Raw genomic sequence first — 14,467 nt, forward strand, 5'->3', positions numbered from 1 at the left:
CTCTTAACTCCGACCGGTGATTCTCGCGGGCGGGCGGAGAGTTATACCGCGCCGCCCGGTACGTGGCGCGCATGGACACCGGACTCGGCTCGCGGTTCGACGCGGACGCGCTGGGGTTCGCGCTCGTGTTCGTCTCCGCCGCCGGCTTCGGGACGCTCGGTATCTTCGGCGTGTACGCCCAGCGCGCCGGCCTCTCCATTCCGACGGTGCTCGTCTTCCGGTTCGTCCTCGGGTCCGCGTTCGTCTGGACGGCGCTCGCGGCCCGCGGTCGCGCGCGCCTGCTGCGCGGTCGCACGCTCGGCGTCGCGGTCGCGCTCGGCGCGCTCGGCTACGCCACGATGAGCGGCCTCTACTTCGTCGGCTTGGAGTTCATGACCGCGGGGATGGTCGCCATCGTGCTCTACACGTACCCCGCGTTCGTCGTCCTCCTCGCCGCGGTCGCCGTCGGCGAATCCGTCGGTCGCACGACGGTGCTCGCGCTCTGTCTCGCGCTCTCGGGGGTCGCCCTCGCCGTGGGTGCGAACCCCGCTGGCGCCTCGCCGACCGGCGTGCTCGTCGTGCTCGCGGCCGCCGTCGCGTACGCCGCCTACATCACCGTCTCCCGGGCCGCCCTCGACGACACCGACTCGCTCGTGTTGACCGCGCACGTGCTCCCGGCGGCCGCCGTCACTTTCCTCGTCGTCGGCGCCGCGACCGGCGACCTCGCTGTCCCCCGCGCGCCGACCGACTGGGCCATCCTCGTCGGCGTCGCGGCGCTCGCCACCGCTGTCCCCGTGTTCGCCTTCTTCGCCGGTCTCGAACGCCTCGGCGCGAGCCGGGCCGGCATCGTCAGCACCGTCGAACCGCCGATTACGGTCGCGCTCGGCGCGCTCCTGTTCGCAGAACCCGTCACCGCCGTCACCGTCGCCGGCGGCGCGCTCGTTCTCGGCGCTGTCGTCCTCCTCCAGTCCTCGCCCGGCTAATTCATCACCTCGGCCGGTCGCGCTATCTCGCCTGCCCCTCGTCGCGAGGGGGTCGTCGCCCACGGCTAATCACGGCGTGCAGTCAGCCGATATCGCCACTCGTCGCCACAAACCGGACCGTGTAAAATAGGTAGAATAGTTAGAATAGGTAAAATAGTGGGGGTAGTTGGTTCAGTTGGGCTGTTCGAAATATCTGCCTGCACACCGAACGTTCCGACATGAGCGTCGACGCATTCACCTACGACGGCGGGCGCGTGGAATCCGGCGAAACCCAACGCATCCGGTACACCGTCAGCGAGACGTACCTCGGCGACCCGATTCGCATCCCCGTCACCGTCGTCAACGGCGACGACCCCGGACCGACCGTGTTCCTCTCGGCCGCCGCCCACGGCGACGAACTGAACGGCATCGCCGTCGTCCGCGAAGTCGCCCGCGAGTGGGACCACGGCGACGTCCGCGGCACGCTCGTCTGCCTGCCCGTCCTGAACGTGCAGGGATTCCTCACCCAGCAACGCTACCTCCCCGTCTACGACCGCGACCTCAACCGCTCGTTTCCGGGGAATCGCCGCGGCACGAGCGCGCGACGCGTCGCCGCCGCCATCTTCGAGAACTTCGTCCGGCCCTGTGACCTCGGCCTCGACTTCCACACGTCGACGCGCGGCCGCACCAACATGCTCCACGTCCGCGCCGACATGGACGACGACCCGACAGCGCGCCTCGCGCAAGCGTTCGGTGCGAGCGTCGTCGTCGCCGGCGCCGGCGAACCCGGAATGCTCCGCCGCGAAGCCACCGAACGCGGCGTTCCCACCGTCACTGTCGAACTCGGCGAAGCGCACCGATTCGAACGTGCGCTCATCGACCGCGCGCTCGACGGCGTTCGCAGCGTGTTCGCGGAGTACGGCGTCTTCCCCCAGGAGACCGTCCGCTGGCCGGGCTGGCGGACGGTCATCCGGTCGGCCGACGAGAAGACGTGGCTGCGCGCCGACGTCGGCGGCATCGCCGAGATGCAATGCGAGCGCGGCGACCTCGTCTACGAGGGCGACGCCGTCTGTGCTATCACTAACCCATTCCGGGACGACGTGGCGACCGTGACCGCGCCGTTCACCGGCCTGCTCGTCGGTTCGCTCGAGAACCCCGTCGTCTACCCCGGAAACCCGCTCTGTCACCTCGTCGAACTCGACGACCGGACGCGACGAGTCATCGAATCGCGCCGCGGACGTTCCCCGCCGGAGGAAGATTCTATATCGTAGAATAGAATTTATAACCTACCGCCTTCGGGGGCGTCAATTCTTGACGCTCGTATCAGCGCGAACGCGCACAACGCGACTCGACAGTCGGCGCGACGCGAACGCTGATTCGTCAGCAGGAACGTTCGTCAGTAGGGACGTGGCTGTTCGCGCGGCCGCGCGAGCACCCACACGACGAACTGTCGCTACTACTGTTGGCGGCGTCTGGAGCCGACGACACTCGTTCGCCGTCGCTGCGGCGTCGGTCGGGAGACTCCAGCAACGCTTACGGCTCACACCCTCGAATTCTCTCGGCTCGGCCCGCTCAACCCTCGCGGGCAACCCGACGTTTCGCTCGAAACGCAGTTCATAAACTCCATGTCGAGATACACAAGCCGGTGATTTCCGAACGGTGATGCTACTGCCCGTAGCGGTGCGAACGCGTCGGTGTAGGCGAACACAGCGTCAGTGGGGCTGCCGGTGTCGAACGACTCTCGAACGCGGGTCTGTCCGGGGGGAAGTCGCCGCTCACTGCGCGCTCTCGCGTTCGGGTAGGCAATCGGCTCGCTGATTCGCGAGTGATTCTGTGGCCGGCGACACACGCCTCCCAAAATAGAATAGGTAGTTAAGGTACCTATCGCAACTTGCTCGCTTGTTTCACGTAAGCCACCTACTTTAGCCACCTCTCGTACCTATTCCCGGTGTTTTATCTACGACGACGCGGAACTGCCGCCTGACTCAGCGAAGGTGCCCGCCCACCGATTGTGAGATAGGCACCTATCTCTGACGAGGGACACAATGCAAACGGAACCACGCGCTGTCAGCGTCGGCATCCTGAAGGGAGGTTTCGCGAAGACGACCACCGCACTCAACCTCGGGCGCGAACTCGCCCACCGGAACGGCCGCGCGCTCGTCGTCGACCTCGACGACAACGGCCACATGACGCTCAATCTCGGGTTCGAGGACGAGTACAACGCCGGCGAGGACGGCGACAACCACGCCGAAGCCGTGCTCATCGACCGCGAGGACCCGCGAGAGTACATCGTGAACGTCACCGAAGGGCTCGATTTGTTCCCCGCACACGAGAACCTCGAGAGCGTCCAGTCCGCGCTCAAGGAGGCGACGATGGGGACGACGCGCCTGAAAGAGGATCTCGTCGACCCCCTCCTCGGCGAGGAGTACGACTACGTCGTCGTCGACTGCCCGGCGAACCGCGGGAAACTCAACGACAACGCGATGTACGCCACGGGGAATCTCGTCATTCCGCTGCGGCCGGAGAACGGCTACGAAACGGGGTTGACGAACACCCTGAACCGACTCGTGAAGGAGGCTCGCGAGTACTTCGAGTTGGACATCCTCGCCATCGTCCCCTCGGACCTCCGGAAGCGCATCGACCAGCAGACGCGGGACCGCGAACTCCTCCGAGAGATTACGACCCGGGACGCCATCGACCACCTCGTCCCGAACTTCGCGTACCTCTCCGCGGACGACTGGGACGCCATCGACGACGGCGACTACGACGGCGACCTGCCGGGCATCCGGTATCGCGCCGCCATCGACGAAGCCCACCAGGAGGGCGTGCCGCTCCGGGACTTCGACGACGAGTGCGACCAACTCGACGCGTACGACGAACTCGCTCGCGTCGTCGAGCGCGGGGAGGTGGTGCGGTAATGGGGTTCGACGACCTCGAAGCCGCCGAGCGAGAGCACAACGCCGACGACGAGTCGGGGGAGGCGACCGAGCAGTCCTCAGCGGAGGCCGCGACTGAGACGCCGACTGACGCCGAATCTGGTGCGAGCGACGAGGCGTCCGCCGAGCAGCCCGGATTCGAGTTCGACGACGTGAAGCAGTCGCCGATGTACGCGCGCCCCGAGGCGTGGGCCGAACTCGAGGACGCCCTCGACCTCGAAGTCGTCCGCGAACTCCGCGAGACGGGCATCCGGAACGAGGCGAAACGCGAACTCCACGACGCCGTCCTCCGCGTCGCGGCGCGTCACCCCGCGGAGATTGCCGACGCGGTCCGCGACGCCCGCCGGGACGACTGACTGCTCGGGCCCGAATCTGTCGTTTTGCGCGCTCACAACCCAGAGTAGTGACCTGTCTCAAGATGTGTGGGATTTCTGGGAGAGTTGCTTATTCTACCTATTCTACCTGCCTTACCTATTCTATCTATCTCCGGTGATTCGAACAATCTCGTGGCGGCGTGGCGCTGGCTCGACCCCGGAAACAGTTACGTCGCGACCGCACCACTAGTCGGTTGACGCGAACAATGGACCTCGGACTCGAAGGGAACGCGGCGCTCGTCGCCGCATCGAGCAGTGGACTCGGGAAGGCCGCCGCGACGGCGCTCGCCCGCGAGGGCGCGAACGTCGTGGTCAACGGCCGGGACGAACAGCGACTGGACGACGCCGTGGCGGAGATTCGCGAAGTCGGTGGCGGCGACGTGGTCGGCGTGTCCGCCGACCTCACCGACCCGGACGCGGCGGAGACGCTCGTCGAGCGCACCGTCGAGGAGTTCGGCGGCCTCGACCACCTCGTGACGAACGCGGGCGGCCCGCCGAGCAAGTCGTTCGCGGAGACCACCGAGCGCGAGTGGTACGAAGCCTACGACCTGCTCGTGATGAGCGTCGTGCGCCTCGTGCGCGAGGCGACCGAGCACTTGCAGGCGGATGGCGGCGGGAGCGTCGTCACGTCCACGTCCCGGAGCGTGAAGGAGGCGCTCGACGACCTCGTGCTCTCGAACTCCGTCCGGATGAGCGTCGTCGGCCTGGAGAAGACGCTCTCCCGGGAACTCGCCCCCGAGGTGCGCGTGAACGCGGTGCTGCCGGGCGCCCACCGCACGGAGCGCCTGGAGTATCTCGTGCAGAACGCGGTCGACAGGGGCGAGTACGACACCTACGAGGCGAGTCTGGCGTCGTGGACCGACGACATCCCGGTCGGTGACCTCGGCGACCCCGAGGAGTTCGGGAACCTGGTGGCGTTCCTGCTCTCGGAGCGCGCGAGTTTCGTGAACGGCGAGGCGGTGACCGTCGACGGCGGGAGCGGGCGCTCGAACCTCTAACCCAAAACCACTCGTGGCCGTCCGCCGAACGTAGGGTCGAATGGCTTCGAACAGCGAGCGACCGGCGCGCGCGGCGGTCGACGAGCGGTCGGAATACGACTACGCGGGCGAGGACGTGGAGCGGCCCGCGCTCGTCGCGGCGCTCCGCGGGCGCGTCGACGGCGAGGTGCGCTTCGATTCGTACTCGCGGGAACTGTACGCGACCGACGCGTCGGCCTACGAGGTGACGCCGGTCGGCGTCGTCTTCCCGGCGGACACCGAGGACGTGGCGAGCGTGGTGTCGTACTGCGCGGACCGCGACCTCGCGGTGCTCCCGCGGGGCGGCGGCACGAGTCTCGCCGGGCAGGCGGTCAACGAGGCCGTCGTTCTCGATTTCACGCGTCACATGGACAGCGTGGTGGGCGTCGACCCGGACGCGCGGGAGGCGCGCGCCGAGGCCGGCACCGTGCTCGCCGACTTGAACGGCCGGCTCGCGCCCCACGATTTGAAGTTCGCGCCCGACCCGGCGGCGGGCGACCGGAGCGCGCTCGGGGGCGCCATCGGCAACAACTCGACTGGCGCCCACTCCCTGAAGTACGGGAAGACCGACGCCTACGTCGAGGAGTGCGAGGTCGTCCTCGCCGACGGCTCCGTCGAGACGTTCGGCGAAATCGAGGTGGCGGAACTCCGCGAGCGCGCGGACCCGGAGAGCGACGACCTCTTGTCCCGAATCTACGCGGGCGTCCGCGAAATTCTGGACGAGCACGCCGACGAGGTGGAAGCACAGTTTCCGGACCTGAAGCGCAACGTCTCGGGGTACAACCTCGACCGCCTCGTCGAGGAGGCCGAGTCGGGCACCGTGAACCTCGCGCGCCTGCTCGCCGGGAGCGAGGGGACACTCGCCGTCATCACGGAGGCCACCGTCTCCCTCGAACCCGTGCCGGAGACGAAGTCGGTCGCGTTCCTCACGTACGACAGCGTGCTCGACGCCGTCACCGACGTCCAGCACGTCCTCGACCACGACCCCGCCGCCGTCGAACTCGTCGACGACACCCTCATCGACTTGGCCGCCGACACCGCCGAGTTCGAGGACGTGGTCGCACTGCTCCCGGAGGGCACGCGGGCCGCGCTCCTCGTGGAGTTCTACGCCGAGAGCGACGCCGACGGCGAATCGAAGGTCGCGGACCTGCTCGCCGACCGGGTGGGCGACGTGGCCTTCGACGCGCTGGAGGCCCACGACGACACCGAACGCAAGCGCTTCTGGAAGCTCCGGAAGTCCGGTCTCCCGATTCTCCTCTCTCGGACGAGCGACGAGAAACACATCTCGTTCATCGAGGACGCCGCCGTCCCGCCCGAGCACCTCCCGGAGTTCGTGGAACGCTTCCAGCAGGTCTTGGAAGCCAACGACACGTTCGCGTCGTTCTACGCGCACGCCGGCCCCGGCGTCCTCCACGTTCGCCCGCTCGTGAACACCAAGTCCGAGGCGGGCATCGAGGCGATGGCGAACATCGCCGACGCGGTCACGGACATGGTCGTGGAGTTCGGCGGCTCCGTCTCCGGCGAGCACGGCGACGGCCGCGCCCGCACCCAGTGGAACCGCAAACTGTACGGCGACGAACTCTGGGCGGCGTTCCGCGACCTCAAGACCGCGTTCGACCCGGACTGGCGGCTGAATCCGGGGCAGGTCTGCGGGGACGTGTCGATGACGGAGAACCTGCGCTTCGACCCCGACTACGAGTTCGACGCCGGCTTCGATTCGGCGCTGCGCTGGGAGAACGAGAACGGGATGCAGGGGATGGTCGAACTCTGTCACGGCTGTGGCGGCTGTCGCACCAGCCAAGAGAACGGCGGCGGCGTGATGTGTCCGACGTACCGCGCCGCTGACGAGGAGATTACGAGCACGCGGGGGCGGGCGAACGCGCTCCGGCAGGCGATGAGCGGCGACCTGCCCGACGACCCGACCGGCGACGAGTTCGCGACCGAGGTGCTTGACCTCTGTGTCGGCTGCAAGGGCTGTGCGAAAGACTGCCCGAGCGAGGTGGACATGGCGAAACTCAAGGCGGAAGTCGAGCACGCGCGCCACGAGGAGCACGGCGCCGGTCTCCGCGAGCGCCTGTTCGCAAACGTCGACACGCTCGCCCGCGTCGGGAGCGCGCTCGCCCCGCTCTCGAATCGCCTCGCCGACCTGCCGGGCGCTCGCGCGCTGCTGGAGGAGACCGTCGGCATCGCCCGCGAGCGCTCGCTCCCGACGTTCGAACGGGAGACGCTCCGAGACTGGTTCGACGCTCGCGGCGGAGCGCGAGTGTCCGAGTCAGAGGCCGTCCGGCGCGCGGTGCTGTTCCCGGACACGTACACGAACTACAGCCACCCTGAGGTCGGGAAGGCGGCGGTGCGCGTACTGGAGGCGGCGGGCGTCCGCGTCGACCTCGCGGACCGCACCGACAGCGGGCGGCCCGCCCACTCCAAGGGCTTCCTCGACAAGTCGCGGCAGACGGCCCGCCGGAACGTCGCCGCGCTCGCGCCCCGCGTCCGCGACGGCTGGGACGTGGTTGTCGTCGAACCCTCCGACGCCGTGATGTTCCAATCAGACTACCGCGACCTGCTCGGGTCGAACGCGGCCGAGACGGTCGCCGGCAACGCGTACGGCGTCTGCGAGTACCTCGACGCCTTCCGCCTCGACGAGGCCGTGAACTGGGACGCCGGGAGCCTCGGCCTCGCGTACCACGGCCACTGCCACCAGAAGGCCACGAAGAAAGACCACCACGCGGTCGGCGTCCTGCGGCGCGCCGGCTACGGCGTCGACGCGCTCGACTCCACCTGTTGCGGGATGGCCGGGAGTTTCGGCTACGAGGCCGAACACCACGCGATGAGCACCGCCATCGGCGATATTCTCGTCGGGCAGGTCGGCGAGAGCGACGCCGACCTCGTGGTCGCGCCGGGGGCGTCCTGTCGCACCCAACTCGGCGACCTGCTCGACGCGTCGTTCGCCGCGTCGCCCACCGACCGCGACGGTCCGCCGACCCCGATAGAGATGCTCGCCGCGGCGCTCGACGGCTGAGAACGGCGACTACTCGCCGGCGAAGTCGCGCGCCTGCGCCATCCAGTCTTCGATGCGCCCCGCGGCCACGTCGATCTGTTCGGCGAGCGCGCCGGCGTCCGCGCCCGCGAGCGCAGCGAGATTCTCGATACCGGCGTCGCGCAGGCGCTCGGCGTACCGCGGGCCGATGCCGTCGACGCGTTCGAGGTCGCCGGGGTTCGCGGCGCCGTCGCGTGCCCCGAACCACTCGCAGACCGCCGGCCACAGTTCCCGGTGGGCGGTGCGGCCGACCGACAGCCCGATGTGGCCCGCCGACACCTCCATGATTTCGGTGTCGTCGCTCGGCACGCGGTCGTTGAACGGCCGGCTCGCGGTCGGCGGGACGAGGTGGTCGTACTCCGCGACGATCTGGAGCATCGGCATCGTCAGATTCTCCAGCGGGACGCGTTCGCCGTCGATTGTGAGGTCGCCCTCGGCGAACTTGTTGTCCTGGTAGACGTCTTCGAGGTACTCGCGGTACACCTCGCCGGCCATCCCGATGCCGTCGTCGAGCCAGCGCTCCATGCGCGCGAAGTTCTCCACGAACTCCTCGTCCTCGAGGTTGTCCGCGAGGCGGATGTACTTCGACACGCCGTTCTCGACGGGGTCCATCGACGCGAACCCCGCGTCGAAGAACGTCGCCGGAATCGTCCCGAACGTCTCCGCGAGCGTCGCCGGGTCGAAATTCTCCTCGGCGCCCCACTCCTCTAAGACGCCGCCCGTCTCGTCGAAGTAGAGGCTCGCCGCCATCAGCGCCAGATTCCGCACCTTCTCGGGGTGGAGCGCGGTGTACATCGCGCTCATCGTGCCGCCCATGCAGTAGCCGAGCAGATTTATCGAGTCGACGCCCGAGCGCTCCCGCACCACGTCCACGCAGTTGTCGATGTACCGGTTCACGTAGTCGTCAAGCGACAGCGCCGCGTCTAACTTCGACGGCTCGCCCCAGTCGACGAGGTAGACGTCGAAGCCGTCCTCGAGGAGGCGCCGCACGACGCTCCGGTCCGGCTGCAAATCGAGGATGTACGGGCGGTTGATGAGCGCGTACACCACGAGAATCGGGGTGTCGTGGCGCTGCTCGGTTAGTGGCTCGTAGTGCAGGAGGTCGAGTTTGTTCTCGCTGTAGACGACCTCCGAGGGCGTCTGCCCGACCTCGACGTCCTGCATCGTCTCGGCGGCGTCGGGCGCGTCCGCGGTCCGTTCGACGAGCGTCGCCGCGGCGTCCCAGAACGCCGCCGGCCCGGAGAGAGCACCCCGCATCGGCTCACTCCCCCTCGGTCTCTACCGCGTCGAGGATTCGGTCGAGGCGCTGTTCGACGGCGTGCTGGCGGCGCTCCAGTTCCACGAGGCGCTCCCCGATTTCGGTCACGTCGCCCTCCGTCGGCAGCCCCATCTCGTGGACGGCGTCCTCGGTGATGTCGTCGAACTGCTGGCGGAGTTCGAGCGCGTCGTCGAGGCCCTGCCCGGTCGCGTACGCGAACGCCGACGTCTCCATCGTCTCCTTGAACGCGCGGTTCGCGGCGTTCAGCCACGTGTCCCGGAAGCGCTCGACGTCGACGTCCTCGCCCTCGACCACGTCTGTCACCTGTTCGAGGGCGTCGTCGGCGGCCTGCATCCACACCTCGTAGGCGTTCGCCACCGACGCCGCCGTCTCGTCCGCGCGGTTCTGCCGGGTGAGTTGGTCGACGGAGTCCAGCCACGCGTCCACGAACCGCGACTGCGCGTTCATCGTCTGCTCGGCGGCGTCCGCGTACTGGCGGTTCACCTCGGCGACGCGCTCGAACCACTCCATGCCGGGCGTATCGCTACTCACCGTCACCACCTCCTTCGACCTCGATTTCCACGGGTTCGGTCGCCTCGCCCGGCCAGCCACTCGCGTCCAGCCACTCGCCGCCCCCCATCCAGTCCGCGTCCGTCCAGTCGCCGGCCGCAGCGAGGTCGTCGGTCGCAGCGAGCGCGGTGTCGAAGCCGGCGGCCACGAGGTCTGCGTAGACGCCGACCATCCCGTCGTACGTCTCCAGCGCGTCCGCCGTCGACTGCGCGGTGCGCGCCCACCACTCGTCGGTGAGGTCCGCCATCGACGTCAGGCTCTCCTCGTAGGCGGCCTCCACGTCGCCGAGGCTCTCCTCGTTCGGGAACGTCGCGCGCATCGCCACGACCGGCAGTTCGAGTGCGGTGTTCGCCATCGTCGTCGTCTCGCGCTGGGCGCTCCGCTGGGCGTCCATCGAGTTCGCGAACGCGCGCGTGAACCGCCGGTGGACGTCGAACGCCTGCCGGGTGGCGCGGTGGCTCTGTTCGAGCAGCCGGCGCTGCATCGCGAACGGCGACGCCATCCCCGCGTCACTCATCGCCGTCACCCCGCGTTTCGAGGGGGATGACGACGGTCTGGACGATGTCGCCCTCCTCGATGCCGAGGGCCTCGCGTTCGGCGTCCGGGATGCTGATGCGCCCGCCGCTCTGGACGCGCGTCTTGAACGTCGCCGTCGTCCGGCTCATCGCGTCGAGGCCGCCGAGTCCGGCGTCCATCGACGGCGCGAGCATCCGGCGCATGAACTCCGTCTGCTGTTCGAACGCGCGCTCGCCGGCCGTCTGCACGTCGCGTGCGAACGCCGCCGGCGGCCACGTCGAGTCGTAGTTGTCGGGCATCTGTCGTCAGGAGGTACGCCGGATTCGACGTTAAGCGTAGTTACCAGATGGGTTCAGATGGCGACAGACGGGGCTGAGAACCGGAGCGTGGTGCTCGATGCCGTCGACGCGAACCCCTCGGTAGACTGGCCACCATCGCGACAGTAAATCGACGGCGCCACGATGCGACGACGCGACGACGCGGCCTAATTCTGGCTCGCATCCCCCCAAAACGGCTGTTCACTCCCGTCCCGTCGTGTCTACGCATGGACCAGTTCACGGGCGACCCGGTCACGACGTGGGCGCGCGCGACAGACCAGTGGCTCCGCTTTTCCACCGACGTCGTGCAGCGCGCCGCGGAAGCGAACCGCGCGGCCGCCGCCGCGTTCGGATTCGCTCAGGCCGACGCCGAACGCCGCGACTCGACGCTCCCGTCGATGGCGTATCGGCGCGACGACTGGACGTTCGAGTGTACCGTCGACTCGCGCGAGGACATCGGCGTCGGCGAACACGTCTCCTTCTCGAAGGAACTCACGGACGACGACGTGCGCGCGTTCGCGAAGGCGAGTGGCGACACGAACCGCCTCCACCTCGACGACGAGTTCGCCGCGCGCACCCGGTTCGGCGAACGCATCGCCCACGGCACGCTCGTCAGCGGCCTCGTCAGCGCCGCGCTCGCCCGCCTCCCCGGACTCACCATCTACCTCGAACAGGACGTGGAGTACCTCGCGCCCGTCCCCATCGGGGAGCGAGCGACCGCGACCTGCGAGGTGGTCGAGAACCTCGGCGGCGACCGCTACCGACTCACCACCGTCGTCACCGACGGCGACGGCGACGCGGTCGTGGACGGCGAAGCAATCGTTCTCGTGGACGAACTCCCGGCCTGACCGTCCGTGCCGAGCCGCGAGTAAGCACGCCGTACCGCTCCGACCGCCCCGTCCGCCCGGTGTTACTCGCGTTAAACCGACGTAATAGCCGGAGTATGCCGTCGTTGTCGGGTGTAGGCTGTGTATAGCAATGAGCGGCTGGCGCGTCTCTCCGCGCGACTGATGCAAGAGTTAGCGACAGAAGCGACTGCCCGGCGTCACCGGGCGGACCGGGGCGACGCGCCGGAAAGCGAGGCGTCGGCGAGCGACGAGACGGCGAGCGAGCGCCCCAGCACGTCCGGCGACGGCGGCGGCCGCGACGAATCGGTCTCGCCGAGCGAGGCCGCGGAAGGCACCGACCGCCGCGACGACGCGACTGCCACCACGCCGCACGTGCGACTGTACGTGCGCGGGTCCTCGGTCGCCCACGACCGCGAATCGGCGGTCCTCGAAGCACTCGAAGCGCTCGCCGACGACGGCGTCATCGACGCGGTGAACGTCCACACGTGGCCCGAGAAGGTGAGCCTGCGGTCGGCGGGCACCGCGCGCACCGACGTTCTCGACACGTACCAGCGCTTCGAGGCGTGGGCGGACGACCACGACGTGTCGATTCGACCGCCGTTCGTCGTGCGGCAGGTCGACTCCTCGATTACGCGTGAGCGCGACGAGGTGCTCGTGACGCCCGCGCTCTGTCTCACCGTCTGGGACGGCGACGACCTCGTCGGCGTCTACCCCTGCAACCACGAGGACGGCGTGGAGACCGTCGAGGACGGACTGGCGAACGTCGCCGACGGCGCCGCCGCGAGCGCTCGCCGGCTGGCGGCTCGGGTCGCGTCCGAGGACCGGCCCGTGACGCCCGACGGCCGCCTCGAACGCCCGTTCCGGGAGGTGCAGCCCGATGAGTAGCGACCTCCGCGAGTCCCGCGCCGGACAGACCGACGCCGAGCGCTCCGAACTGCTGGCGGACCAGACGTGCGTCGTCACGGGCGCGTCCCGCGGCATCGGGCGTCGCATCGCCACCGAGTTCGCGGGACACGGCGCGGACGTCGTCGTGAACTACCACTCGTCGCCGGACGCCGCCGAGTCGGTCGCCGACGCCATCGAGACGGCGGGCGGCACGGCGACGGCGGTGCAGGCGGACGTCGCTGACTTCGAGGCGACGGCGGCGTTCGCCGACCGCGTCCGCGACGAGTTCGGGGCCGTGGACGTGCTCGTGAACAACGCCGGCGTGAACGTCGACAAGCGCTTCGAGCGCCTGACGCCCGAGGACTGGCAGCGCGTCGTCGACGTGAACCTCGGCGGCGCGTTCAACTGCACGAAGGCGTTCTACGACGACCTGAAGGAGGCCGAGCACGGGCGCGTCGTGAACATCTCCAGCGTGGTCGGCCAGCAGGGGAACTTCGGACAGGTGAACTACGCCGCCTCGAAGAGCGGCCTGTTCGGGTTCACGAAGTCACTCGCGCTCGAACTCGCGCCCCACGGCACCACCGCGAACTGCGTCGCGCCGGGGTTCACGGCGACGGACATGGCCGACTCCATCCCGGAACACGTCCACGACCGCATCTGCGAGCGCATCCCCCTGAACCGGTTCGCGTCGGTGGACGAAATCGTTCCCGTCGTGCGCTTTCTCGCGAGCGAGGAGTCGTCGTACGTCACCGGCGAAATCGTCAACGTGAACGGTGGGATGCATGGCTGACGCCGGCGAGAGCGCGTCCCGCGAGCGCCTCTACCGGAACATCCTCGTGCCGACCGACGGGAGCGATGGCGCTCGCCGCGGGACGCGACACGCCCTCGACATCGGGAACCAGTACGGCGCGACGATTCACGCGCTGCACGTCGTCGACGAGCGCACGGAAGCCCAGACGCCCGCGCTCGGGAGCGAGGAACTCCTCATCGAGAAACTGGAGACGGAGGCAGAGGACGTGCTCGAGGCGGTGGTGACGGAGGCCGAGCAACTCGGCTTGGAGGCGGTCGCGCGGTCCTGCCGGGGCGTCCCGCACGACGAGATTCGGCGGTACGCCGAGGAGCACGACATCGACCTCATCGTGATGGGGATGCACGGACGGGGCGGCGCGAGCAGGCCGCACATCGGCAGCACGACCGAGCGCCTCATGCGCACGTCCAACGTCCCGGTGTTGCCGGTGTGACTCGATGAGCGTCCCCGAGGAAGCCGAGGACCTGATTGCCGGCGCGCCGGTGAGCGCGCACGTCGCCACGTCGGTCGACGACCGCCCGCACGCCGCGCCCGTGTGGTACGGCTACCGGGACGGCGTCGTCTCCTTCATCACTGGCGGGCGGAAACTCGCGAACGCCCGCGAGAACCCGCGAGTCGCGCTGTCCATCGAGCGAGCGCGAGACGGCGACGTGGCCTGGAACGTGACGCTGCTCGGTCGCGCATCGGTCGTGGACGACGCTGACCGAATCGAGGCGGCGTCGGACTGGATTTACGACAAGTACGACGGCGAGGGCGACGAACCGAGCGAGGAGACGGGGGCGGGCGGCGACACCGCGGTCGACGGCGGCGCGGTTCGAGACGAGGACGCGGCGGGCGCCGAGGAGTCGGGGTACGCGCTGGTCGAGGTGACCGTCGGGTCGGCGTCGTGGGCGGTCTACGACTGACTCGGTAGGCACGTCCTACCGCCGGTCGGGTCGGTCGCGCGACGAACGGGGCTAAA

The 14,467-nt window shown here is 68.9% G+C and carries 15 protein-coding genes; 11 read left to right on the plus strand and 4 right to left on the minus strand.

What is annotated here, in order from left to right; genetic code table 11:
- Positions 1-71 precede the first annotated feature (71 nt).
- The 6 genes from LT972_RS05935 to LT972_RS05960 all read left to right on the plus strand — a co-directional run bounded on the left by LT972_RS05935 (position 72) and on the right by LT972_RS05960 (position 8,286).
- Positions 72-962 carry a DMT family transporter gene (locus LT972_RS05935; RefSeq protein WP_232572277.1) on the plus strand — a complete coding sequence of 297 codons (891 nt, stop codon included), beginning with the start codon at positions 72-74 and terminating at the stop codon, positions 960-962.
- 218 nt (positions 963-1,180) lie between these two features.
- Complete coding sequence (locus tag LT972_RS05940; protein WP_232572278.1) at positions 1,181-2,212, plus strand: succinylglutamate desuccinylase/aspartoacylase family protein; 1,032 nt, start codon at positions 1,181-1,183, stop codon at positions 2,210-2,212.
- 774 nt (positions 2,213-2,986) lie between these two features.
- Positions 2,987-3,859 carry a ParA family protein gene (locus LT972_RS05945; RefSeq protein ID WP_232572279.1) on the plus strand — a complete coding sequence of 291 codons (873 nt, stop codon included), beginning with the start codon at positions 2,987-2,989 and terminating at the stop codon, positions 3,857-3,859.
- The gene (locus LT972_RS05950) at positions 3,859-4,233 is read left to right on the plus strand and encodes a hypothetical protein (protein WP_232572280.1); all 375 of its coding nucleotides are present in this window, start codon (positions 3,859-3,861) and stop codon (positions 4,231-4,233) included. Before LT972_RS05945 ends, LT972_RS05950 begins: the two co-directional genes overlap by 1 nt.
- A gap of 224 nt (positions 4,234-4,457) precedes the next feature.
- Entirely contained in the window at positions 4,458-5,249 is a 792-nt protein-coding gene (locus LT972_RS05955) for an SDR family oxidoreductase (protein WP_232572281.1), read from the plus strand.
- Between the two features lie 40 nt (positions 5,250-5,289).
- Positions 5,290-8,286 carry an FAD-binding and (Fe-S)-binding domain-containing protein gene (locus tag LT972_RS05960; protein WP_232572282.1) on the plus strand — a complete coding sequence of 999 codons (2,997 nt, stop codon included), beginning with the start codon at positions 5,290-5,292 and terminating at the stop codon, positions 8,284-8,286.
- Positions 8,287-8,295: 9 nt separating this feature from the next.
- On the opposite strand, the gene phaC is transcribed toward LT972_RS05960, so the two are convergent.
- From phaC to LT972_RS05980, 4 genes are read right to left on the minus strand one after another with little or no spacing between them, the layout of a single operon-like run.
- Entirely contained in the window at positions 8,296-9,561 is a 1,266-nt protein-coding gene (gene phaC / locus LT972_RS05965) for a class III poly(R)-hydroxyalkanoic acid synthase subunit PhaC (protein ID WP_232572283.1), read from the minus strand.
- 4 nt (positions 9,562-9,565) lie between these two features.
- Positions 9,566-10,114, minus strand: a complete 549-nt coding sequence (locus tag LT972_RS05970; RefSeq protein WP_232572284.1) for a poly(R)-hydroxyalkanoic acid synthase subunit PhaE — start codon at positions 10,112-10,114, stop codon at positions 9,566-9,568.
- Entirely contained in the window at positions 10,107-10,649 is a 543-nt protein-coding gene (locus tag LT972_RS05975; protein ID WP_232572285.1) for a hypothetical protein, read from the minus strand. Before LT972_RS05975 ends, LT972_RS05970 begins: the two co-directional genes overlap by 8 nt.
- Positions 10,642-10,947, minus strand: coding sequence for an AbrB/MazE/SpoVT family DNA-binding domain-containing protein (locus LT972_RS05980; protein ID WP_232572286.1), 306 nt, complete (start codon positions 10,945-10,947; stop codon positions 10,642-10,644). Before LT972_RS05980 ends, LT972_RS05975 begins: the two co-directional genes overlap by 8 nt.
- A 245-nt stretch (positions 10,948-11,192) precedes the next feature.
- Here LT972_RS05980 and LT972_RS05985 point away from each other — a divergent pair, with 245 nt between their 5' ends.
- The 5 genes from LT972_RS05985 to LT972_RS06005 all read left to right on the plus strand — a co-directional run bounded on the left by LT972_RS05985 (position 11,193) and on the right by LT972_RS06005 (position 14,411).
- The gene (locus tag LT972_RS05985; protein ID WP_232572287.1) at positions 11,193-11,813 is read left to right on the plus strand and encodes a MaoC family dehydratase; all 621 of its coding nucleotides are present in this window, start codon (positions 11,193-11,195) and stop codon (positions 11,811-11,813) included.
- Positions 11,814-11,975: 162 nt separating this feature from the next.
- Positions 11,976-12,698, plus strand: coding sequence for an HTH domain-containing protein (locus tag LT972_RS05990; protein ID WP_232572288.1), 723 nt, complete (start codon positions 11,976-11,978; stop codon positions 12,696-12,698).
- A complete protein-coding gene (locus LT972_RS05995; protein ID WP_232572289.1) occupies positions 12,691-13,488 on the plus strand; it encodes a 3-oxoacyl-ACP reductase family protein in 798 nt (265 codons plus the stop codon). The genes LT972_RS05990 and LT972_RS05995 overlap by 8 nt, the downstream gene beginning before the upstream one ends.
- Positions 13,481-13,939, plus strand: a complete 459-nt coding sequence (locus LT972_RS06000; RefSeq protein ID WP_232572290.1) for a universal stress protein — start codon at positions 13,481-13,483, stop codon at positions 13,937-13,939. The genes LT972_RS05995 and LT972_RS06000 overlap by 8 nt, the downstream gene beginning before the upstream one ends.
- Before the next feature lie 4 nt (positions 13,940-13,943).
- Positions 13,944-14,411, plus strand: coding sequence for a pyridoxamine 5'-phosphate oxidase family protein (locus tag LT972_RS06005; protein ID WP_232572291.1), 468 nt, complete (start codon positions 13,944-13,946; stop codon positions 14,409-14,411).
- Positions 14,412-14,467 lie beyond the last annotated feature (56 nt).

Origin of the sequence: Halobacterium litoreum (assembly GCF_021233415.1) — an archaeon.
Taxonomy (GTDB): domain Archaea; phylum Halobacteriota; class Halobacteria; order Halobacteriales; family Halobacteriaceae; genus Halobacterium; species Halobacterium litoreum.

What these genes read in the sequence shown, in the direction of transcription:
- LT972_RS05980 (WP_232572286.1), bottom strand. Translation starts at nt 10,947, where the DNA reads ATGCCCGACAACTACGACTCGACGTGGCCGCCGGCGGCGTTCGCACGC.
- LT972_RS05975 (WP_232572285.1), bottom strand. Translation starts at nt 10,649, where the DNA reads ATGAGTGACGCGGGGATGGCGTCGCCGTTCGCGATGCAGCGCCGGCTG.
- phaC (WP_232572283.1), bottom strand. Translation starts at nt 9,561, where the DNA reads ATGCGGGGTGCTCTCTCCGGGCCGGCGGCGTTCTGGGACGCCGCGGCG.
- LT972_RS05995 (WP_232572289.1), top strand. Translation starts at nt 12,691, where the DNA reads ATGAGTAGCGACCTCCGCGAGTCCCGCGCCGGACAGACCGACGCCGAG.
- LT972_RS05955 (WP_232572281.1), top strand. Translation starts at nt 4,458, where the DNA reads ATGGACCTCGGACTCGAAGGGAACGCGGCGCTCGTCGCCGCATCGAGC.
- LT972_RS05950 (WP_232572280.1), top strand. Translation starts at nt 3,859, where the DNA reads ATGGGGTTCGACGACCTCGAAGCCGCCGAGCGAGAGCACAACGCCGAC.
- LT972_RS06005 (WP_232572291.1), top strand. Translation starts at nt 13,944, where the DNA reads ATGAGCGTCCCCGAGGAAGCCGAGGACCTGATTGCCGGCGCGCCGGTG.
- LT972_RS05935 (WP_232572277.1), top strand. Translation starts at nt 72, where the DNA reads ATGGACACCGGACTCGGCTCGCGGTTCGACGCGGACGCGCTGGGGTTC.
- LT972_RS06000 (WP_232572290.1), top strand. Translation starts at nt 13,481, where the DNA reads ATGGCTGACGCCGGCGAGAGCGCGTCCCGCGAGCGCCTCTACCGGAAC.
- LT972_RS05985 (WP_232572287.1), top strand. Translation starts at nt 11,193, where the DNA reads ATGGACCAGTTCACGGGCGACCCGGTCACGACGTGGGCGCGCGCGACA.
- LT972_RS05990 (WP_232572288.1), top strand. Translation starts at nt 11,976, where the DNA reads ATGCAAGAGTTAGCGACAGAAGCGACTGCCCGGCGTCACCGGGCGGAC.
- LT972_RS05940 (WP_232572278.1), top strand. Translation starts at nt 1,181, where the DNA reads ATGAGCGTCGACGCATTCACCTACGACGGCGGGCGCGTGGAATCCGGC.
- LT972_RS05945 (WP_232572279.1), top strand. Translation starts at nt 2,987, where the DNA reads ATGCAAACGGAACCACGCGCTGTCAGCGTCGGCATCCTGAAGGGAGGT.
- LT972_RS05960 (WP_232572282.1), top strand. Translation starts at nt 5,290, where the DNA reads ATGGCTTCGAACAGCGAGCGACCGGCGCGCGCGGCGGTCGACGAGCGG.